This window comes from Zhongshania marina, from assembly GCF_002915595.1.
Classification (GTDB): domain Bacteria; phylum Pseudomonadota; class Gammaproteobacteria; order Pseudomonadales; family Spongiibacteraceae; genus Spongiibacter; species Spongiibacter marinus_B.
Genome location: NZ_PQGG01000007.1, coordinates 26,330 through 47,038, shown reverse-complemented (window position 1 = coordinate 47,038; position 20,709 = coordinate 26,330). Strand labels below are relative to the sequence as shown.

18 protein-coding genes are annotated in these 20,709 nt (G+C 50.1%); 11 read left to right on the top strand and 7 right to left on the bottom strand.

Features of this window, described 5'->3' with window-relative positions:
* Positions 1–27 precede the first annotated feature (27 nt).
* The 4 genes from aroB (at position 28) to hemE (ending at position 8,308) form a co-directional block, all read left to right on the top strand.
* Complete coding sequence (gene aroB / locus C0068_RS02200; protein WP_103682862.1) at positions 28–1,113, top strand: 3-dehydroquinate synthase; 1,086 nt, start codon at positions 28–30, stop codon at positions 1,111–1,113.
* Positions 1,114–1,277: 164 nt separating this feature from the next.
* Positions 1,278–5,726 (top strand): glutamate synthase large subunit, encoded by a 4,449-nt coding sequence (gene gltB, locus C0068_RS02195; RefSeq protein ID WP_103682861.1) that lies wholly within the window; start codon positions 1,278–1,280, stop codon positions 5,724–5,726.
* Between the two features lie 31 nt (positions 5,727–5,757).
* Positions 5,758–7,176, top strand: a complete 1,419-nt coding sequence (locus C0068_RS02190; protein ID WP_103682860.1) for an FAD-dependent oxidoreductase — start codon at positions 5,758–5,760, stop codon at positions 7,174–7,176.
* 64 nt (positions 7,177–7,240) lie between these two features.
* Positions 7,241–8,308 (top strand): uroporphyrinogen decarboxylase, encoded by a 1,068-nt coding sequence (hemE, locus tag C0068_RS02185; RefSeq protein ID WP_103682859.1) that lies wholly within the window; start codon positions 7,241–7,243, stop codon positions 8,306–8,308.
* A 105-nt stretch (positions 8,309–8,413) separates the two neighbouring features.
* On the opposite strand, the gene C0068_RS02180 is transcribed toward hemE, so the two are convergent.
* Positions 8,414–8,968, bottom strand: coding sequence for an NAD/FAD-utilizing enzyme (locus C0068_RS02180; protein ID WP_103682858.1), 555 nt, complete (start codon positions 8,966–8,968; stop codon positions 8,414–8,416).
* Between the two features lie 224 nt (positions 8,969–9,192).
* On the opposite strand from C0068_RS02180, the gene C0068_RS02175 reads away from it, so the two are divergent.
* The gene (locus tag C0068_RS02175) at positions 9,193–9,747 is read left to right on the top strand and encodes a DUF1415 domain-containing protein (protein WP_103682857.1); all 555 of its coding nucleotides are present in this window, start codon (positions 9,193–9,195) and stop codon (positions 9,745–9,747) included.
* A 24-nt stretch (positions 9,748–9,771) separates the two neighbouring features.
* Here C0068_RS02175 and C0068_RS02170 read toward each other — a convergent pair whose 3' ends face one another.
* Together C0068_RS02170 and C0068_RS02165 are read right to left on the bottom strand one after the other, a co-directional pair.
* Positions 9,772–10,320 carry a DUF4136 domain-containing protein gene (locus C0068_RS02170; protein ID WP_103682856.1) on the bottom strand — a complete coding sequence of 183 codons (549 nt, stop codon included), beginning with the start codon at positions 10,318–10,320 and terminating at the stop codon, positions 9,772–9,774.
* A 20-nt stretch (positions 10,321–10,340) separates the two neighbouring features.
* Entirely contained in the window at positions 10,341–10,937 is a 597-nt protein-coding gene (locus C0068_RS02165; RefSeq protein ID WP_103682855.1) for a DNA-3-methyladenine glycosylase I, read from the bottom strand.
* Positions 10,938–11,044: 107 nt separating this feature from the next.
* On the opposite strand from C0068_RS02165, the gene C0068_RS02160 reads away from it, so the two are divergent.
* Complete coding sequence (locus C0068_RS02160) at positions 11,045–11,839, top strand: M48 family metallopeptidase (protein ID WP_233208708.1); 795 nt, start codon at positions 11,045–11,047, stop codon at positions 11,837–11,839.
* 28 nt (positions 11,840–11,867) lie between these two features.
* Here C0068_RS02160 and cysE read toward each other — a convergent pair whose 3' ends face one another.
* Both cysE and trmB read right to left on the bottom strand, forming a co-directional pair.
* Entirely contained in the window at positions 11,868–12,680 is an 813-nt protein-coding gene (cysE, locus tag C0068_RS02155; protein WP_103682853.1) for a serine O-acetyltransferase, read from the bottom strand.
* 80 nt (positions 12,681–12,760) lie between these two features.
* Positions 12,761–13,447 carry a tRNA (guanine(46)-N(7))-methyltransferase TrmB gene (gene trmB, locus C0068_RS02150; RefSeq protein WP_103682852.1) on the bottom strand — a complete coding sequence of 229 codons (687 nt, stop codon included), beginning with the start codon at positions 13,445–13,447 and terminating at the stop codon, positions 12,761–12,763.
* A 78-nt stretch (positions 13,448–13,525) separates the two neighbouring features.
* Between trmB and C0068_RS02145 the strand changes: the two genes are divergently transcribed.
* Entirely contained in the window at positions 13,526–14,248 is a 723-nt protein-coding gene (locus C0068_RS02145) for an acyltransferase (protein WP_103682851.1), read from the top strand.
* Positions 14,249–14,387: 139 nt separating this feature from the next.
* Positions 14,388–14,783 carry an MAPEG family protein gene (locus C0068_RS02140; protein WP_103682850.1) on the top strand — a complete coding sequence of 132 codons (396 nt, stop codon included), beginning with the start codon at positions 14,388–14,390 and terminating at the stop codon, positions 14,781–14,783.
* A 35-nt stretch (positions 14,784–14,818) separates the two neighbouring features.
* Here C0068_RS02140 and C0068_RS02135 read toward each other — a convergent pair whose 3' ends face one another.
* Positions 14,819–15,760, bottom strand: coding sequence for a hypothetical protein (locus tag C0068_RS02135; protein WP_103682849.1), 942 nt, complete (start codon positions 15,758–15,760; stop codon positions 14,819–14,821).
* 297 nt (positions 15,761–16,057) lie between these two features.
* On the bottom strand, positions 16,058–18,073 hold the full coding sequence (locus C0068_RS02130; RefSeq protein ID WP_103682848.1) for an oxidoreductase: 2,016 nt from the start codon (positions 18,071–18,073) through the stop codon (positions 16,058–16,060).
* 148 nt (positions 18,074–18,221) lie between these two features.
* Here C0068_RS02130 and C0068_RS02125 point away from each other — a divergent pair, with 148 nt between their 5' ends.
* The 3 genes from C0068_RS02125 to C0068_RS02115 all read left to right on the top strand — a co-directional run bounded on the left by C0068_RS02125 (position 18,222) and on the right by C0068_RS02115 (position 20,705).
* Positions 18,222–18,869 carry a TetR/AcrR family transcriptional regulator gene (locus tag C0068_RS02125; RefSeq protein WP_103682847.1) on the top strand — a complete coding sequence of 216 codons (648 nt, stop codon included), beginning with the start codon at positions 18,222–18,224 and terminating at the stop codon, positions 18,867–18,869.
* Between the two features lie 127 nt (positions 18,870–18,996).
* On the top strand, positions 18,997–19,947 hold the full coding sequence (locus C0068_RS02120) for an ABC transporter ATP-binding protein (protein WP_103682846.1): 951 nt from the start codon (positions 18,997–18,999) through the stop codon (positions 19,945–19,947).
* Positions 19,944–20,705 (top strand): ABC transporter permease, encoded by a 762-nt coding sequence (locus tag C0068_RS02115; RefSeq protein WP_103682845.1) that lies wholly within the window; start codon positions 19,944–19,946, stop codon positions 20,703–20,705. The genes C0068_RS02120 and C0068_RS02115 overlap by 4 nt, the downstream gene beginning before the upstream one ends.
* The last annotated feature ends 4 nt before the right edge of the window (positions 20,706–20,709 follow it).

The following is a 20,709-nucleotide window of genomic DNA, read 5'->3' as shown; positions in this document are numbered from 1 at the left end:
ATTAATCATTTCTCGGATACACCACAGATGAAAAACCTCGAACTCGATTTGGGAGAGCGCAGCTATCCCATTTTTATTGCGCGTGATCTTATTGGCGAGCCGGACCTGTGGACGAAGTATATTGCTGGCAAGCAAGTCTGTATTGTAACTAACGATACGATTGCCCCTTTGTATCTTGAAAAGTTGAAGGCCCAGCTTGGCGATAAATCCGTGTGTGAGGTGATTTTGCCAGATGGTGAAGCCTATAAAACGTTGGCAACCCTAGAGCAGATTTTTGACACGTTATTGGCGAAAAATCATAACCGCGGTACCACCTTGATCGCTCTTGGAGGTGGGGTGGTTGGTGATATGTGCGGGTTTGCGGCGGCTTGCTATCAGCGCGGCGTTCAGTTTATCCAAATTCCCAGCACTTTATTGTCGATGGTTGATTCCTCGGTGGGTGGTAAAACGGGTGTAAATCATCCCATGGGTAAAAACATGATTGGCGCCTTCCATCAGCCAAATTGCGTGCTTGCGGATTTAAGTCTGCTCGATACCTTGCCGGAGCGTGAATATTCCGCGGGTATGGCCGAAGTGATTAAATACGGTTTGATTTGCGATGCGCCCTTTTTTGAGTGGCTAGAAAGCAATATTGCGGGGCTGATGAGCCGAAATACGGATTTACTCGAAGAAGCCGTGTATCGCTCCTGTGTAAACAAGGCAGAGGTCGTGGCTGAGGATGAGCGCGAGGGTGGTCGTCGAGCAATTTTAAACCTCGGTCACACCTTTGGTCATGCGATTGAAACAGCGGAAGGCTATGGCAATTGGCTGCATGGCGAGGCCGTGTCAGCGGGGATGGTATTGGCAATGGCGCTGTCACTTGAGCTGGGGTGGTTGGGCGCTGATATATATGAGCGGGGAAAGAAACTGCTTGAATTGGCTGGTTTACCTACTTCGCCGCCAGAAAATATGGATGTGGATCAATTTTTGCAGCTAATGGGGCGTGATAAAAAGGTGCTAGATGGCCGTTTGCGCCTAGTATTGCTGAAAGGCTTGGGTGAGGCGGTAGTGAGTAGTGAGGCCCCTGAGGCGACAATTGCCAAGGTCTTGCGTGCGGCGGGTGTTCGTGCTTAGTTGTGAGGGCATTGTTTAAAAAATGATCGCTTACTCGGTGACGTTTGTTGCTTTTGCTCTGTCCGTGTAGAATGTCACTCCTTTTTTCGGGTAAGTGTAAGATCCCCGAACATTCTTTTCGACTATCTTTTTGTTTTTCTTAGTAATTTTGCGAGAGTCGTTTTATGAGTACAGGCCTGTACAGACCTGAAGATGTGCGCGACAACTGTGGATTCGGCCTAATAGCCCATATGCAGGGTGAACCGAGTCATAAATTGTTGCAGACTGCCATCGAATCGCTGACCTGCATGACGCACCGTGGTGGTATTGCCGCCGACGGTAAAACGGGTGACGGCTGTGGCTTATTGCTCAAAAAGCCAGACGGCTTTTTACGCGCGGTGGCAAAAGAGTCCTGCGGTAGTGAGCTGAGCGAAAATTACGGCGTGGGGCAGATTTTTCTCAGCCGCGACGAGAAGCTTGCTGCTTCTGCGCGGGCTGAATTTGAAACTGTCTTGCGTAAAAATGGCCTGCAACCAGCAGGCTGGCGGGTGGTGCCGGTAGATGAGTCCGTTTGCGGTGAGATTGCACTATCAAGCCTGCCACGTATTGAACAGATATTTATTAATGTTGACGGCATGGATGCGCAGCAGTTGCGCACCTGTTTGTTTGTCGTTCGGCGTGAGGCCGAAATGGCTTTGGCTGGCGATCCCGATTTTTATATATCGAGTTTGTCTGCTGACGTTATTTCATACAAAGGTTTGGTGATGCCGGTGGATTTGCCGCGCTTTTACTTAGACCTTGCCAATCCTGAGTTAGAAACCGCAATTTGTGTATTCCACCAGCGTTTTTCGACCAACACCATGCCTCGTTGGCCTTTGGCCCAGCCCTTCCGGATGCTGGCCCATAATGGTGAAATTAATACCATTGAGGGCAACCGCAATTGGGCGGAAGCGCGTACGCGTAATTTTAGTAGCCCATTGTTACCGGATGTTGCTGAGCTTGCGCCTCTGGTTAACCGCACCGGTTCCGACTCCTCAAGTTTAGATAATATGCTTGAGTTGTTAGTTGCTGGCGGCATGGATTTGTTCCGAGCTGTGCGGATGCTAGTACCGCCTGCTTGGCAAAATATTGAGCACATGGATGCCGACTTAAAGGCATTTTACGAATATAACTCCATGCATATGGAACCGTGGGATGGCCCCGCCGGCTTGGTTTTAACCGACGGTCGCTATGCGGTGTGTATGCTAGACCGCAATGGTCTGCGGCCTTCGCGTTGGGTTATCACTAAAGATGGTTTCATCACCGTTGCCTCAGAAATTGGCACCTATGGCTATACGCCGGAAGATGTGGTCTCAAAAGGCCGCGTTGGCCCTGGGCAAATTCTGGTTGTCGATACTGAAACAGGTGAGGTGCTGCACACTGAAGAGGTCGATAATCGCCTGAAGTCTGCGCATCCTTATAAGCAATGGTTGCGTGAAAATGGAAATCGTCTTCAGGATCAGCTGGGGCAGGGTAATCGTCCTGCGCTACCCGAGGCTGATACCTTGGCGGCATTCCAAAAATATTTCCAAGTTAGTTTTGAAGAGCGTGAGCAGGTGTTGTCGGCATTGGCAGATAGCGGCAATGAAGCAGTTGGCTCAATGGGTGACGATACCCCAATGGCTGTGCTGTCGCGGCAGAAGCGTTCTCTATATGACTATTTCCGCCAGAAGTTTGCGCAGGTTACCAATCCGCCGATAGATCCGCTACGCGAAACTATCGTTATGAGTTTGGAAACGCTGCTGGGCGCAGAGCAAAATGTATTTGAGCAAACGGCGGATCACGCTGATCGCTTAATCCTAACCAGCCCGGTTTTGTCACCGGACAAATTTGACCGCTTAATGCACGTGGATTCGCCTCGCTATCCCTTAGCGCGAATAGATTTGAGCTACGATCCCGCATTGACCTCTCTAAAAGAGGCGGTTGCAAATGTGGCAGCAGCGGCAGAAAGTGCAGTGCGTGACGGCAAGGTTATTTTATTGCTGAGTGATCGCGCTATTGAGCCAGGTCTACTCGCCGTACATAGCTTGTTGGCAACTGGCGCAGTTCACCATCACTTGATTAAGCAAGGCCTGCGCTGTGACGCGAACATCGTTGTAGAGAGCGGCAGTGCTCGTGATTCGCATCAGATGGCCTGTTTGTTTGGCTTTGGTGCGACCGCGGTGTATCCGTATATGGCTTATGCAGTCATCAGCGATATGTTGGGCAGCGGTGAGATTCTTGGTGACGAGCAAACCGCACACACTAATTATGTAAAAGGCATTAACAAAGGCCTTCTGAAAATTATGTCCAAAATGGGCATATCGACAATTGCCTCTTACCGTGGCGCGCAATTGTTTGAAGCGATTGGTTTAGCTACCGAGGTTGTCGATACCTGCTTTAAAGGTGTGGCTAGCCGGATTGCTGGTGCAGGTTTTGCCGAGCTACAGCGCGACCAAGAAGCCTTGGCGACGGTAGCATGGTTGCCGCGCAAAACTATCGATCAGGGTGGTTTGCTGAAATACGTGCATGGCAAGGAATACCACGCATTTAACCCAGATGTGGTCATGACCCTGCAAGATGCAGTGAAAAGTGGCGATTACGCTCAGTGGAAGAAATACGCGGCTTTGGTAAATAACCGTCCGGTTGCGACTATCCGCGATCTGCTGGGTTTTAAAGGCGATATCAAGCCGATTCCGCTTGATGAAGTTGAGCCGATAGAAAGCTTATTGCGCCGTTTTGACTCTGCGGGCATGTCTTTGGGGGCTTTAAGCCCAGAGGCCCACGAGGCCTTGGCAACCGCCATGAATCGTCTTGGCGGCCGTTCAAATTCCGGTGAGGGTGGTGAAGATCCCGCTCGCTACGGCACTGAGCGGGTTTCAAAAATTAAGCAGGTTGCATCTGGCCGCTTTGGGGTGACACCGCATTATCTGGTTAACGCCGAAGTGCTGCAGATCAAAGTAGCGCAGGGTGCTAAGCCCGGTGAAGGTGGTCAGTTACCTGGTGGTAAAGTTAACGCCTTGATTGCAAGACTGCGTTACTCGGTGCCTGGCGTGACCTTGATTTCACCGCCGCCGCATCACGATATTTATTCGATTGAAGATTTAGCTCAGTTAATTTTTGATCTTAAGCAGGTTAACCCCTCGGCGCTGGTTTCGGTAAAACTGGTGTCTGAGCCAGGTGTCGGCACCATTGCCGCTGGTGTGGCTAAGGCTTACGCCGATCTGATTACTATTTCTGGTTATGACGGCGGTACCGCTGCGAGCCCTATTACGTCTATCCGCTATGCGGGTTCACCGTGGGAACTAGGTTTATCTGAAGCCCAGCAAACACTGCGAGGCAACGGCTTGCGTGGCAAGGTTCGAGTACAAACCGACGGCGGTCTAAAAACCGGCTTAGATGTTGTTAAAGCGGCAATGCTTGGCGCAGAAAGCTTTGGTTTTGGTACCACACCAATGGTGGCGCTGGGTTGCAAGTATTTGCGTATTTGTCACCTCAATAACTGTGCGACGGGTGTTGCTACTCAGGACGAGCGCCTGCGTGACGAGCATTTCATCGGCACCGTCGAAATGGTGATGAATTTCTTCACCTTTATAGCGACTGAAACCCGTGAGTGGATGGCCAGCATTGGCGTTCGCACGATGGAAGAGCTGATCGGTCGCACTGATTTATTGATGCAGAAGGAAGGCGAGACAGAGAAGCAAGAATTGCTAGATTTGTCGCCAATTCTATTCAAAGATCCCGCCGCCAAGGATCAGCCAGAGTTTTGTCAGGTTGATTTAAATGCGCCTTTCGATAAGGGCGAGAAAGCCGAGGCGATGGTTGCTGCGGCACTGCCAGCCATTGAAGCGAAGTCCGGCGCGGATCTTGAGTTTAATGTAACCAACTGCGACCGTTCTATTGGTGCTCGTTTGTCCGGTGAGATCGCCAAGCGCCACGGCAATCTTGGTATGGAAGATGCGCCAGTGACACTGCGTATGAAGGGCACTGCAGGCCAGAGCTTTGGTGTGTGGAATGCTGGTGGTTTGAATATGTATCTTGAGGGCGATGCCAACGACTACGTCGGTAAGGGCATGGCCGGCGGTAAATTGGTTATTTATCCGCCAAAAGGCAGTGTGTTTAACAGCCAAGATACGGCCATTATCGGTAATACCTGCCTCTACGGCGCGACCGGCGGCAAGCTCTTTGCTGCGGGTATTGCGGGGGAGCGCTTTGGTGTTCGTAACTCTGGCGCTCACGCCGTTGTTGAAGGCGCGGGAGATCATTGCTGCGAATATATGACCGGCGGCATTGTCACCGTTTTGGGGCCTACTGGGGTCAACTTTGGTGCAGGTATGACGGGTGGCTTTGCCTACGTCTTAGATGAGGCAAATCGCTTTGTTGATCGATATAACAGCGAGCTAGTCGAAATGTGCCGGATAAACTCCGAGTCGATGGAGGCCTACCGAGCACACTTGCGCGGCAATATTGTTGAGTACGTGGCAGAAACAAGCTCCGCGTGGGGGCAGCATATCCTCGATAATTTTGACGACTACATCGGTAAATTCTGGATGATCAAGCCAAAGGCGGCGAGCCTCAGCCGTTTGCTTGACTCCACCAGAAGACGTCCGGAATAAGCCCGCCGAGTAGCAATGAGGTAATTTGAAAATGGCAGAGCGTTTACAGAATTCATTCCAGTTTCTCGACGTGGGTCGTCAAGACCCCGGCAAAAAAGACATTGCCCAGCGTCGTACCGCCTTCGTAGAAATATACGAGCCGTACAAAGAAGAGGAAGTGAAGCATCAGTCACACCGCTGCTTGGGTTGTGGTAACCCTTATTGTGAGTGGAAATGTCCGGTGCATAACTATATTCCTAACTGGTTAAAGCTAGTTAGTGAAGGGAATTTGTTTGAAGCTGCAGAGTTGAGCCATCAAACCAATAGCCTCCCAGAAGTGTGTGGCCGAGTGTGCCCGCAGGATCGCCTGTGTGAAGGTGCTTGTACCTTAAATGACGGTTTTGGCGCGGTTACCATCGGCTCCACCGAAAAGTATATAACCGACACCGCATTGGCTATGGGCTGGCGCCCAGACATGTCTAAGCGGGTGTGGACAGACAAAAAAGTGGCAGTGATTGGATCTGGCCCTGCTGGCATAGGCTGTGCAGACGTACTGGTCCGTGCGGGTGTTAAGCCAGTGGTATTTGATCGCTACCCCGAAATCGGTGGTTTGCTGACCTTTGGTATTCCTGAGTTTAAATTAGAAAAATCGGTTATTCAGCGTCGCCGTAAAGTCTTGGAAGAAATGGGTGTTGAGTTCCGTTGTAACGTAGACGTAGGTGTCGATGTGACGATGGATTCATTGCTTGAAGAATACGACGCTGTATTCCTCGGCATGGGTACCTACAAATACATGAAAGGCGGTTTTCCAGGCGAAGATCTGCCAGGGGTTTACGATGCCTTGCCGTTCTTGGTTTCTAATGTAAATCGTAATATGGGCTGGGAAGGAAACCCCGCCGACTTTATTGATGTGAAAGGCAAACGCGTTGTTGTGCTGGGCGGTGGTGATACCGCTATGGACTGTAACCGCACTTCGATTCGTCAAGGCGCAGAGAGCGTTGTGTGCGCTTACCGTCGCGACGAAGAAAACATGCCTGGTTCGCGCAAAGAAGTACAAAATGCTGGTGAAGAAGGTGTTCAATTCCTCTTTAACCGGCAGCCGATTGCCATCGTTGGCAATGGCAAGGTTGAAGGCATAAAAGTTGTAACAACCCAGCTTGGCGAGCCCGATGGAAATGGTCGCCGCCGTCCTGAGCCTATTGCCGGTAGCGAAGAAGTTATTCCTGCCGACGTGGTGTTGGTTGCCTTTGGTTTCCAGCCGAATCCACCGTCATGGTTAAGTGATGCGGGCGTTGATATTAATAGCTGGGGTGGTGTTGTTGCGCCTGAAGAACAGGAATGTAAATTCCAAACCAGCAATCCGAAAGTATTTGCCGGTGGCGATATGGTCCGCGGCTCAGACTTGGTAGTAACCGCCGTGTGGGAAGGCCGTCAGGCGGCAGAAGGAATATTGGATTACTTACAAGTCTGACGTCGGAGGTCGGGCGCAGGCCGCGTCAGACATCTGACTTCCGACGCCCGACTTAAGGTTTACTATGACTGAACTAAAAAACGATACTTTCCTTCGCGCCCTTCAGCGCTTACCTGTTGATTACACTCCGGTATGGATGATGCGGCAGGCGGGGCGTTATTTACCTGAGTATCGAGCCACGCGTGCAGTTGCGGGTGATTTTATGTCGCTGTGCATGAACCCTGAGCTTGCCTGCGAGGTGACACTGCAACCTTTGGCTCGCTATCCTCTCGATGCGGCAATCTTATTTTCCGATATTTTAACGATTCCCGACGCAATGGGTTTGGGGCTGTATTTTGAAACCGGCGAAGGTCCGCGTTTCAAAAAAACAGTTCGTACAATGGCCGATGTAGATGCGCTGCCGGTTGTTGATGGTGAGAAGCACCTAACTTATGTCTGCGATGCCGTGCGCACTATTCGCCGTGAGTTGAATGGTAGTGTGCCGTTGATTGGTTTTTCCGGTAGTCCGTGGACTTTGGCCACCTATATGGTTGAGGGCGGTGGTTCTAAAGATCATGCGCGCGCTAAAGCTTTGGCTTTTGATCAGCCTGAATTAATGCATGCTTTATTAGATAAGCTGGCGCAGAGTGTGACTGCTTATTTGAATGACCAAATTCGCGCTGGCGCACAAGCGGTGCAGATTTTTGATACCTGGGGTGGCGCTTTAAGCCACAACGCCTATCAAGAATTTAGTCTGCGTTATATGAAAAAAATCGTAGACGGCTTAATTAAAGAGAATGACGGCCGTGTTGTGCCAGTTATTCTGTTTACTAAAAACGGTGGCCAGTGGTTAGAGTTGATGGCGGATACCGGTGCTAGCGCTTTAGGCCTAGATTGGACTACCGATATTGGTGTGGCGAAGGCGCGGGTAGGTGATCGCGTTGCGCTGCAGGGCAATATGGACCCCTCAATGTTACGCGCTTCCCCTGCGCGAATTCGTGAAGAAGTTGCAACTATTCTCGCTCGTTTTGGCAATGGGCCGGGGCATGTTTTTAATCTTGGTCACGGAATAACGCCAGAGGTAGACCCCGCTCACGCTGGTGCGTTTATAGAGTGTGTTCGCGAGCTGTCGGCGCAATATCATCAGCGTTAGTGTGATGCTAGCTAGTTGAACAAGGTTTGTTTAGATAAAAAAATACCGGTGCCTACGTCACCGGTATTTTTTTATGAGTAAATTGAGTTGAGAAAATCTCTATCTCTAGGGCATGACCTCAACGAAGTGGCGCCACTTATTTTGCAAGCCAATAAACCATTGCGGTGAGCCGTTTCCGGTGCCGGAAAACTCTAGCTCGGGATAATGCGCGGTCACTCTGTTTAGAATGCTATGGTCTTTTTCATTTATATCAATCAAAAGCAAATGACGACCAGAGGCTAAGGCTTGGTCGAAGCGTTTGAAATCGTGGTGTGGCTCCTGTATGCCAAATAGTCCGCCTTCCCAAGTGAAAAAGCCAAGCATAACAATGGATAGAAAGATAAATGGCATCCATCCTACGCTGCTGGTTGCACCGGAATAGTGACCTACCGCTAATACTAAGGCTGCTGCGGCGAAGCCTATCAGGGCACCGCGTTCCATTGCGTGAACGACATCTTTGCGCAGTACCGCTTCAACATCATTTAATTTGCGCTTGCTGACACCGGAATCATCGCGGCTGAGGACGTGGATCTGGGGCTTAGAAATACCGTTGTCGGCAAGGTCGTGTTCGACGTCAGCGAGCTTGTCGAGATTATCGGACAGAAAATAATAACGTTTCATATTATGCTCCTAACTATGTCAGGCTTAGGTAGAATTGTTAGCCTCAGTAAAGGCGGGCTCCAACCTAATTCACATCTTTAGTGTAGCAGTGTCCGGATGCGCTGCAGCGGTCTTGTATTATTGTATTTATTCCTAAGCCGCGATGCTGTGATTCCAGAACAATCTAAGGCTTGGTGCAGATTAGCTGCGAATTTGTTTATAAAACTTAAGAGAAAAGCATTGAAATGACAGTAGACGATGAAGTGGTTCAGCAGCAGGTTCAGCGCTGGTTGGAGCAGGCGGTAGTGGGTTTGGGTTTGTGCCCTTTTGCGGCTAAGCCCCTGCAGGAAAAGCGCGTGGCGATCGATGTCAGCCGAGCTCGCGGCGCAGAAGATTTGCTTAATGATTTGCATCAAGCGCTATGCCGTATTGAAGAAACCGGCCTGGATAAGCTGGAAACCAGCTTGCTAGTGGTGCCTGACATGCTGCAGGATTTTTATGATTATAACGATTTTCTGGATATAGCCGATGCGGTATTGCAGGAAGGTGGCTGGGAGGGTGATATTCAAATTGCGAGCTTCCACCCCGATTACCAATTTGCCGGTACAGAAAAGAGCGATCATGAAAACTTTAGTAATCGCGCCCCGTATCCGATATTTCATTTGCTCAGGGAAGATAGTCTAGAGCAGGCAATTGCTTCGCATCCAGATCCAGAGGGCATTCCTGAGCGGAATATCGCACTGCTGCAAGATATGGATGGTGAAGCGATTAAAGCCTTATTTCCCTATTGTTTTGAGTAAGCCGCCGCAGCGGCTAAACCGTATTTAGGCGGGGGGAAATTGGCTCCATATCTCGGTGACGGCGCGTTCGATGGTGTTGGCGTTTACCTTTGGGTCGCGGTCATCTAACTCGATTACGAGTGAACCGCGCCAAGTTAGCTTTTTGTCGGCAGGGTTTAGTAAGTCGATGATGATTTGAATATTGCGGTTGATTTTGTCTTTGCCGAGGGGAACCCCAACCGAGGTGCTAACCCCAAAATTGCCGCCAAAGCTACCCAATCCCAGTCCAAGGCGTGGGCTTCTGTCGATGGTTTCTGCCGCTTCTGCAATGTAATAGCGGACAAGGAAATCAGCATTGGCAGGAGTGTCTGCCTGTTTGTAGAGTCCGGCTCTGAGTTGGCGCTGCAATGATTCTTTTACATTCTCAATAATAAAGGGCGATACGACTTTATCTGCGCCGCTGCTGTCAGCGATGGTATAGCGCTCGTAGCGGCTAAAATCGGCGCGGGGGTTGTAGTCCGTTACGACGTCTGTGCTACTGCAGCCGGATAGCGCAATGAGTAGGATTGGGGCGAATAAAGCGAATAATTTCATTGTGCTCACCTTTTTTGTCGTTATAACCAGTGTGGCCGAAAATTTTTGCCGAGTTCTGCACACACTTTGTGGCGTGGGCAGCTTAGCAAATGATCGTTAACAAAGCCCAGCGCTTGTAAATTCGCGTAGCAAATCGTGCTGCCAAAAAACTTAAAGCCGCGCTTTTTAAGATCCTTGCTAATGGCGTCTGATTCTTTACTGGTGGCAGGTACCTCTGCCATTGTTTTCCATTTGTTTTGGATGGGCTTGTTGTCAAAGTACGACCACATATAGCGGGCAAAACTCCCGTATTCCTTCTGAATTGTTAAAAAGTGCCGAGCATTGCTGATCGTGCTCTCAATTTTTAGACGATTGCGGACAATACCGGGGTTGGCTTTGAGGGTTTCGACCATAGCCTCGTCAAATTTAGCAACTTTGCGGGGATCAAAATTTGCAAAAGCTTTGCGGTAGCCGTCGCGCTTATTCAGTATTGTTAGCCAGCTTAGGCCCGCTTGGGCAGACTCTAACACCAGAAATTCGAAATGCAGGCGGTCGTCATCAGAGGGTACGCCCCATTCTTCATCGTGATATTTAATATAATCAGGCGTGGCTTTGCACCACGGACAAGGTTCTTTCACGCTATACACTCCATTATCGTTATCTGGCAGACTACACTTATATCGTTCATCAACTTAAAGGCTATGCCATCATAGCTGCAAAATAGCAGATCCATGCGGGGAAATTTATGACAATGTTCAAGCCGATTTTGGCAATAGTATTAGCGAGCTTACTTGCCTCTTGTGCTGAGTCGCCAACGGGACGACGTCAGATGCTGTTATTTTCAGATGGCGAAATGTCGCAAATGGGCGGCACGGCATTTGATGAAATGAAAAAGAAAATGACTATCAGCAAAGACAGTGCAACGAACCGTTATGTAAGTTGTATTGCCGATGCGATTACCGTTTCTTTGCCCGCAGAGTGGCGTGGTAGCTGGGAAGTGGTGGTGTTCGAAGAGAAATCGGCAAACGCCTTTGCCTTGCCTGGTAAGAAAATTGGCGTACACACCGGTATATTACAAGTTGCTAAAAATGCCGATCAGCTCGCCACAGTAATAGGTCATGAAGTGGGGCACGTATTGGCACACCACAGTGCAGAGCGGATGTCACTGCAAAGCGTTGCCGGCACAGGTACCCAGTTAATTGGCGTACTACTGGGTGAAGGCGCTGGCAAAGAAACGGTAATGGGCCTGTTAGGTTTAGGTACTCAATACGGTGTGGTGTTGCCCTACGGTCGCGCGCAAGAGTCTGAGGCGGATATTGTTGGTTTAGACCTAATGGCTAAGTCTGGCTTTAACCCAGAGGCCAGCGTGGCTCTGTGGCAAAATATGGGGGCGTTGAGCCAAGGGCAACCACCAGAGTTTATGTCTACTCACCCTTCTCACGAATCGCGTATAAAAGATTTGCAAAAACAAATGCTCACCGCGAAGCCGCTGTACCAGAAGGCGCAAGCAAACGGTATTCGGCCTTCTTGCAAGCGTTGATTATTAGAAGATTGCCCGCGCGACGAGTTTACTCGTCGCAGCAGGCGCGATGATTCATAGACAGTGCCGGTGCGGCGCAATCTGGCTTGCCGATCACCTTTGCGGGGACACCAGCAACGACAGTGTGGGCAGGCACATCCCGCAATACCACGCTTCCCGCCACAACCTGCGCACCTTCCCCAATATGAATATTGCCGAGTACCTTTGCGCCGGCGCTGAGTAGCACGCCGTCGGCGACTTTGGGATGGCGGTCGCCCTCTTCCTTACCGGTTCCACCCAGAGTGACCGATTGCATAATTGATACATTGTTGCCAACCACGGCGGTTTCGCCAATCACAATACCGGTGGCGTGATCCATTAAAATGCCGCGACCGATTTTCGCGGCAGGATGAATATCAACGCCGAATTCGCAGGATATACGGTTCTGAAAAAACAAGGCTAATGACGTACGGCCTTGCTCCCACAGCCAATGGGCAATGCGATACGACTGCAGAGCGTGAAAACCTTTAAAGTACAAAAATGGCACCGAAAGGCTAGAGCAGGCCGAGTCGCGCTCAAACACTGCGCAGATATCCGCACGTATCGCACGGCCAATGCTGGCGTCGGCGGCAAAGGCCTTCTCAATCACTTCACGAACTAATAGAGCTGAGGCGGCGGGGCTATTTAGAATATGCGCGAGGTGGAAACTCAAGGCTGTTTCAAGGCTGTCGTGATTCAGGATAGTCGCGTGTAAAAAGCTGGCGAGCACAGGCTCGCGCTCAACCTCGCAAGCAGTTTCCTTGCGGATGGTCTGCCAAACGGGGTCTTGGGTGATAGCGGTTTTTTCTGCGAGAGTGCTCATCGTTAATTTTGGTGTCGTCAAATGTAGCCCTAGTATAACGCCGCCGACGGGCTAGATAATAGAGGCCCGCCGCGTCTGACTTAACTGCCCGAATTTATTGCGCAGCGACACTCCCACAGGGCTTGCTCTGCGAGGTGATATTTGCGCTCGAAGGCGGTGATCGTCTTTTCGGGTAGATAGGGTCTCGCCAGAGCCTTGTACCCAGCGAGAGTGAGTGCGGTGGCAAATTCCTCAACATATAACTTCCAGTTGCTGCGCAGCGTCACCGAGCCGCCGAGTTGGAGCAAGGCTGGGAAAACCGCAGAGCCGTGCACGCGATACTGCAGTTGCGCGCTTTTAGGCCAGGGGTTGGGGTAGAGCAAATAGTGCTGCTGCAATCGCCAGTTGGCCTCGGCGGCTAAACGCCAAAAATCGTCGACGTCGGCGCGCAGGAGCAAGTAGTTATCGACGATTTCATCGCCCTGAGCTTGATGGCGCTGCAAGCGTGCGGCAGATTTATCGACGCCAATGACCACTGCACTGGGAAATTGCCTTGCAAGTTGGCGGCTGCTTTCGCCGGTGCCGCAAAAGGAGTCTAGGATTATCGGGCTAGGCCGTTCGGCTAGCCACGCGCAGGCCTGTTTAAATGCCTCGATATTGTGATCCGCGTAGGGCTTTTGAAAGCGGTGGCGCAGGTGCTTGTTCACCGTTGTTGCTAAGTTGGGGTGGAGGTCAGATTGATTGCTAGTCACTTCTCGCGGTGGACTGTTGTCGCTGCGTTTTTTCATGAATTGGTAACGTTGAACCGATTGCCCTGCCTGGCCTCCCTTGCGACACTAGCCCATCATAATAATGATGGATAACTAATGCGGCAGGACAGAAGACCCTATTGGGTTAAAAAAAATTATTTGCGCTTTCGTGCGTGGTACACACAGCATTTTCTGAAGCCTGCTTGCGACTATCTCGGTGATTATCCCACTTTTATGAAGCCTTGGTATATCTCCATCTCTGGGCCAAATATCGAGATTGGGAAATGCGCTACGGTGATTGGTGAACCTGACAATCGCGTAAAGATAGGGGTGTGGGGTGCTGATGAAAAAAGTGGCCGCATTAAAATTGGCGATTATGTATTAATTAGCCCTGGCACCCGCATCTCCGCCGCCCACGAAATTATTATTGGCGACAGCGTTATGATGGCCAATGGTGTGTATATCACTGATAGCGATTGGCACGATCTATATGACCGCAGCAGTCGCAGCAATGCACTTACGCCGGTGCATATCGCAAATAATGTTTGGCTGGGCGATCGCTGCACAGTTTTGAAGGGCGTGTCGATTGGTGAAAACAGTGTTGTGGCCGCCTGCGCAGTTGTCACTAAAGACGTGCCGGCAAACGTGATTGTGGCGGGGAATCCGGCTGTCGTCGTTAAAACACTTGATCCAAATATCGAAATGAAAACCCGCGCTGATTATTTTGCTGAGCCTGAGCAGTTAGAGAAATTTTTTGATGGTGTAGATAAAATGGTGCTGCAGGAAAACGGCTTTTTTAATTGGCTGAGAGCCTTAGTTAAGCCAAATAAATCGGATTAATGACTATACAATTTCAAAAGAATATTACGCTGCAGTTAGCCAAACTGCGGTGTTTTGTAGATGGCTTCACAATAGTGAACGCCCTTGAAAGTGGTAAAAGAAAAATAAACTTAATAGCTAGTATTTTGGGGGAAGTAATATGAGTATCGCGTTTTGGTGTGTGTTCGTCGCGGGTCTTATGCCAGGTTTAACGGCGTTAATTGCGAAGCTGGGTAATCCGGAAATTGGCCGTTTTGATAATAATCATCCACGGGAGTGGATGGCGCGCTTGGATGGGCGTCGCGCCCGTGCAGTGGCGGCTATGCAAAACGGGTTTGAAGGGTTTCCGCTGTTTGCAGCGGCGGTGATTATTGCGCAGTTTGGTGGTGCCGAGCAGGCTTGCGTGAATCAGCTGGCGATGTCGTATATTGGGGTTCGCGTTCTTTTTACCATCTGCTATTTGCAAAATTGGGCGACCTTGCGCAGCTTGGTGTGGCTTGCTGGCATTGGCGTGATTTTAACGCTGCTGTGCATCACACCGGCTATCGCGGCCTAAATAAATGCGCCGGCACAGATCTTGTGCCGGCAGTCTTATTTTTCTTTTTCTTTTTCTTTTTCTTTTGATTGCGCTGGTATATCGACAAATTCCAATACTGCTGGCCGCCCTTCTGACCCAATTAATACCTGCTTGCCGTCTTTTGTAAATGTGCCGGACTCAACTTGGCGTAGGCGATTAGGTGTGCGTGCAAATGGCGTTTTATTGAGTGCCTGCAACCAGCTTTGATTTTTTCCGCGTCTAAAATAATAGGTGTTCCGCAGTGTCACGATCATTGCCATATCGCCATCTGCATTAAACTCCATCGCTGTTGGCGAGCCGCCACTGATACCGCCTTGGCGCTGAGCCTTGTGATTTTCGACGCTAGGAATGCTGCGTATTTCTCCGAGGTAATTCAGTGGAATAGCCTTGCCGGCTATTGCATCCAAGGAAAAGCGATATAGCCTAGGGTGGGTGTCGCGTTTTGTGAGGATATAAACAAAGCGTTCGGCGACATCAACGGCAATCGCTTCAGCGTCGTGGGGGCCGTCTTCGTAAATCAGTGAATAATGTCTGCCAACCTTTGCGTGGGTAATTGCTTTGCTAACATCTCTTGGTTCTTTTACTAGATAAACATCAGCAAAGGGACGCAGCATCATATTGTCGCCAATATCACCAATTAATAAGTAGGCTCCACTGCTGTCTTTAAAGCTTGTCATATCCTCCCAGTCAAAGGCGCTGCTGCCGTCTATGCGCAATTCAGTGAGCATATTGCCCTTGTTGTCGAAGGAAAATAAGCGTCCACGGTCACCGCTATCGTTGTGTGCCCAGTAGTGATTTGCATGAATTTGGCTGGCGGCAACGCCGCTCATTTCTGTCAACCAAGTACTGCGCACCTCAATGCGTTGGCGCTGCGGATCGGCATCTACGGCCGCCGCAAATAAAAGTGAAAGCAGGAGTATCGCGGTGGTGCGCAATAGAGTTTGTGATGGAGGCATTCAGATCCTTGCATAAGGTCGCGGGTGGTGGCGACAAAATTCAGTGTGCGGCTGGTGTGAGAAAGATGGTGTTTTGATGCCTAAGTTAGTACTTTGGTTCCGAGTAGGCCCTTGGGGATTATCCCTATTGATTGCGTGCTTGCAGCAAATTCTATGAGAATTCTCAATCCTAACCTATAGATGTGGCGGAGAAATACAGTGCGCGGGGTTTTATTGCATAGCCAGGTTTACGGCAGCAAGGTTTATCTGTGTGAGGGTGGCGGAGGAGATAAGTGCTCCCCCGCCGTGGATTGCTTACTAGATGGTGGCGGCTAAACGAGTTCCTTGATCTATCGCACGCTTGGCATCTAACTCCGTGGCTAAATGGGCGCCGCCGATCAAATGAACAGGTACATTTAGCCCATCTTTAAGCTCGGTGAGAGACTCTTGGCCCGCGCAAATAATAATATTGTCGACGTCCAGTACACGCTCCTCATTGCCTATGCGGATATGTAGGCCGGCATCATCAATTTTTAGATATTCACAGCCGGGCATCATATTTACGCCTTTTTTCTGCAAGCCGGTGCGATGAATCCAGCCCGTGGTTTTACCTAGACCGTTGCCGACTTTTGACACTTTGCGCTGCAGTAAATACACGTCGCGGGGTGAATCTGGGACTTCTGCCTTTATGCCTTCGATGCCGCCGCGCGCTTGCAGAGTCATATCGACACCCCATTCCTGCATAAACGTCGATATGTTGGTGCTTGCATCGCTGTTGTGGGTGAGGAATTCTGCAAGGTCAAAACCAATTCCACCGGCACCGATGATCGCAACTTTTTTACCAACTTCTTTCTTGTCGCGAATGACATCTAGGTAGCTCAATACCTTAGGGTGATCAATGCCCTCAATCGGCGGCGTGCGGGGGGTTATACCCGTTGCTAGTACGACTTCGTCAAAGTTACCGTCGTTCAAGGCCTGCTGGTTTACCGTAGTGCCAAGCTTGGTCTGTACACCTGTCACGTCTAAGCGGCGGCTAAAGTAGCGAATGGTTTCGTTAAATTCTTCTTTGCCAGGGATTTGCTTGGCGATATTGAACTGGCCGCCAATCTCGGTGGCGCTGTCGAATAGGGTAACTGCGTGGCCGCGTTCTGCAGCGGTAGTGGCAAAGGCCAAGCCGGCTGGCCCAGCGCCAACCACAGCAATATTTTTGGGCGCTTTGGCTACGGTAATATTTAATTCAGTTTCGTGGCAGGCGCGTGGATTAACGAGGCAGCTGGTTAGTACGCCGCTAAAAACGTGATCTAAGCAGGCTTGGTTACAGCCGATGCAGGTGTTTATTTCATCGCTGCGACCGGCGGCAGCTTTGGCGATGAAGTCTGAGTCGGCCAAGAAGGGTCTGGCCATAGACACCATGTCAGCATCGCCACGGGCTAAGACCTCTTCGGCCACTTCTGGAGTGTTAATGCGGTTTGAGGTGATAACCGGCACACTCAGGCTGGTGCGGAATTTTGCTGTTACCCATGTATATGCGGCGCGGGGAACCTTGGTCGCAATGGTGGGAACGCGTGCTTCGTGCCAACCGATACCAGTATTGATGATAGTCGCACCCGCTTTTTCTACCGCCTGTCCTAAGCTGAGAATCTCGTCAAAATTACTGCCGCCTTCTACCAAGTCGAGCATGGATAAGCGATAAATAATGATAAAGTTTTCGCCGGTGGCTTCCCGTACGCGCCTAACGATTTCGATCGGCAAACGCATACGATTTTCGTAGTCGCCACCCCATTCATCATCGCGGTGATTGGTGCGCTTGGCTAAAAATTGATTGATGAAATAGCCCTCTGAACCCATGATTTCCACACCGTCATATCCCGCCTTTTGGGCAAGCACTGCGGTGCGTACAAAGTCCTGAATTTGCTCTTCGATTTGATCTGCGCTGGCGGCTTCTGGGGTGAAGGCGTTTATCGGTGCACGTATCGCCGAGGGGGCAATAGGGTTTTCATTAAAGGCATAGCGGCCGGTGTGCAGAATTTGCATACAGATTTTGCCGTCCTCTGCGTGCACTGCGTCGGTGACAATACGGTGGCCCACGCAGTCGTCTTCACTGCGTAGCATTTTGGTGTGCTCGTGGGTGGCTGCGCGCTTATTTGGGCCGAAGCCGCCGGTCACAATGAGTGAGACACCGCCTCGAGCGCGCTCTGCAAAGAACGCGGCCATGCGTTCAAAGCCATTTTCGGCCTCCTCTAATCCGGTGTGCATAGAACCCATAATGACGCGGTTTTTTAATACCGTGAAGCCAAGGTCCAGCGGCTTTAGCATATTGGGATATTGGCTCATGGTCGTACTCTCCGAATGATTGTCTGGCTTTATATTTTGTTTCTAGCGACACCGCTTAGGGTTTAATAAGGCAAACTAGACGGTGTCAAGTTTGCTGAGATTAATGCTCAATATGGACAGTGTCAAGATTGCTTGGTAAATTGTTGCCATGACAAACCGCCAATCATCTTTAGTCGAACCCTGTGAATCGGGTGATAAGCCCTATCACCACGGGGATTTGCGTCGCCAAATATTGGACGAAGCCGCTCGTTTGCTAAAAGAAGAGGGTGAGGCGGGCTTGTCGATGAGGAAATTAGCGCAAAATCTCGGTGTCTCCCGCACCGCGCCTTACCACCATTTCAAAGACAAGCAGGCCTTGTTGTGCGGTGTTGCTGAAGAGGGTTTTCGCCGTTTACGTGAGGTTGTGCGCACGCCGCCCTATGTTGAAGGGGCAGAAATCAGTGAAGCTGCGGTACGATTGTTTGTGCATCGGTATGTGCAGTTTTCTATCGACAATGCGGAATATTATGAGTTGATGTTCGGCGCGCGTTTGTGGAAGTCCGAGCAGCTTACCGAATCCTTGAGGCTTGAGGCCCACAATGCCTTTAAGGTGTATATCGAGCAGATTCGTTTGTGGCAGCAATCTATTAGCACGAGCACTGTTGATGCGCTGCGTTTTGCTCAGGTGAGTTGGTCCACCCTGCACGGTATGAGCCGTTTATTGATAGACGGTATCTACCTCGACGCCACTGCGATCAATGTGATGAGTGATACCGCTGCCAAGATGTTTTGGCAGCAGCTTTACATACAGGCTTAGCGATCTCGTATTTGTCTGCGTAGTTTTTAGCACTTCACTTGCCAAGCTCCCCCACATCGCCGACACTCTTGGGCGATTTAATTTCAATGCGGTGTTGTATCTCAGCCGTGGTCAGTGAGGAGTGTTCGTGTCAGCTATTATCAGTGTTCAACATTTGAGCAAGGTTTACGATTCTGGATTTCAAGCACTGCGCGATGTTTCTTTAGATATTCAGCAGGGTGAAATATTTGCTTTGCTTGGCCCCAACGGCGCCGGCAAAACCACCATGATTAGTATTATCTGCGGTATTGTGAATCCTAGCTCGGGTCATATAACTGCAGATGGCCACGACATCATTAAAGATTTTCGTGCCGCCCGCAGCAAAATTGGCTTGGTGCCACAGGAGTTGTGCACTGATGGCTTTGAGAGCGTGTTATCGACGGTAAACTTTAGTCGCGGCCTGTTTGGGCGTCCGCCTAACAAGGCCTATATAGAACAAATATTGCGGCAATTATCCCTGTGGGATAAACGCGACTCTCGGATTATGGAGTTGTCGGGGGGAATGAAGCGGCGGGTAATGATTGCCAAGGCTTTATCCCATGAGCCGGAAATATTATTTCTCGATGAGCCCACCGCAGGGGTAGATGTTGAGCTGCGGCGAGATATGTGGGAGATGGTTCGCGGCCTACGCGAGCGCGGCGTTACCATTATTTTAACTACCCACTATATTGAAGAAGCGGAAGAAATGGCTGATCGCATTGGTGTGATCAGCCGTGGTGAGCTCATTCTCGTCGAAGAAAAAAGCGCCCTAATGGACAAGCTCGGACAAAAGCAATTACGTCTGCAATTACAAAAACCTCTGCTTGAATTACCGACGGAATTAAAAGACTACCCCTTGTCGTTAACCGATGATGGACTTGAATTGATTTATCATTTTGATACCCAAAGTGAGCAAACCGGTATTGCAGATTTATTCCGCCGCCTTGATGAGCATGGCATCGACTATAAAGATTTGCGTTCTAAACAGCGTTCTCTCGAGGAGATATTCGTGAGCTTGGTCAGTGAGCGCGCGACCGCAGACACGGAGGCCGCCGAATGAATTTTCATGCAATTAAGGCAATATACAAATTTGAATTGCACCGCACCTGGCGCACCATTATGCAGAGTATTGCCTCGCCAGTAATATCGACTTCGTTATATTTTGTGGTGTTTGGTTCGGCTATTGGTTCACGTATGGTCGAGATCGATGGCGTAAGTTACGGCGCATTTATTATTCCTGGCTTGGTAATGTTGGCGTTGCTGACAGAGAGTATTTCCAACGCCTCCTTCGGTATTTATTTTCCTAAATACAACGGCACCATTTACGAAATTTTATCGGCGCCGATATCTATGCGGGAAATACTGCTGGGCTATGTCGGCGCGGCAACCACCAAGTCCGTCATCGTTGGTAGCATTATTTTAATTACGGCAAATCTATTTGTGGATTACCACGTGGCTCATCCGTTTTGGATGGTGGCCTTTTTAGTGCTTACCGCAGCGACCTTTAGTTTGTTCGGATTTATTATCGGTATTTGGGCGGACGGTTTTGAAAAACTACAGGTTGTGCCCATGTTGATTGTTACGCCGCTGACATTTTTAGGGGGTAGTTTTTATTCGATCAGTATGTTGCCGCCGCTATGGCAGTCCATCACCTTGGCGAATCCAGTAGTGTATTTGATCAGCGCGTTTCGCTGGAGTTTTTACGGCGTAGCGGATGTGAATATCGGCGTTAGCGTGGCGATGATTTTATTATTTATGGGGTTGTGTCTGCTTGGTATTGCGTGGATATTCCGCACCGGCTATCGGTTAAAAAGTTAAGCCT

Bases quoted from the DNA above. Each gene is read 5' to 3' on its own strand.
- gltB (WP_103682861.1), top strand. From the start codon at position 1,278: ATGAGTACAGGCCTGTACAGACCTGAAGATGTGCGCGACAACTGTGGA.
- C0068_RS02145 (WP_103682851.1), top strand. From the start codon at position 13,526: ATGCGGCAGGACAGAAGACCCTATTGGGTTAAAAAAAATTATTTGCGC.
- C0068_RS02130 (WP_103682848.1), bottom strand. From the start codon at position 18,073: ATGAGCCAATATCCCAATATGCTAAAGCCGCTGGACCTTGGCTTCACG.
- cysE (WP_103682853.1), bottom strand. From the start codon at position 12,680: ATGAGCACTCTCGCAGAAAAAACCGCTATCACCCAAGACCCCGTTTGG.
- C0068_RS02125 (WP_103682847.1), top strand. From the start codon at position 18,222: ATGACAAACCGCCAATCATCTTTAGTCGAACCCTGTGAATCGGGTGAT.
- C0068_RS02160 (WP_233208708.1), top strand. From the start codon at position 11,045: ATGACAATGTTCAAGCCGATTTTGGCAATAGTATTAGCGAGCTTACTT.
- C0068_RS02135 (WP_103682849.1), bottom strand. From the start codon at position 15,760: ATGCCTCCATCACAAACTCTATTGCGCACCACCGCGATACTCCTGCTT.
- C0068_RS02170 (WP_103682856.1), bottom strand. From the start codon at position 10,320: ATGAAATTATTCGCTTTATTCGCCCCAATCCTACTCATTGCGCTATCC.
- C0068_RS02190 (WP_103682860.1), top strand. From the start codon at position 5,758: ATGGCAGAGCGTTTACAGAATTCATTCCAGTTTCTCGACGTGGGTCGT.
- C0068_RS02140 (WP_103682850.1), top strand. From the start codon at position 14,388: ATGAGTATCGCGTTTTGGTGTGTGTTCGTCGCGGGTCTTATGCCAGGT.
- aroB (WP_103682862.1), top strand. From the start codon at position 28: ATGAAAAACCTCGAACTCGATTTGGGAGAGCGCAGCTATCCCATTTTT.
- C0068_RS02115 (WP_103682845.1), top strand. From the start codon at position 19,944: ATGAATTTTCATGCAATTAAGGCAATATACAAATTTGAATTGCACCGC.
- C0068_RS02180 (WP_103682858.1), bottom strand. From the start codon at position 8,968: ATGAAACGTTATTATTTTCTGTCCGATAATCTCGACAAGCTCGCTGAC.
- C0068_RS02175 (WP_103682857.1), top strand. From the start codon at position 9,193: ATGACAGTAGACGATGAAGTGGTTCAGCAGCAGGTTCAGCGCTGGTTG.
- hemE (WP_103682859.1), top strand. From the start codon at position 7,241: ATGACTGAACTAAAAAACGATACTTTCCTTCGCGCCCTTCAGCGCTTA.
- trmB (WP_103682852.1), bottom strand. From the start codon at position 13,447: ATGAAAAAACGCAGCGACAACAGTCCACCGCGAGAAGTGACTAGCAAT.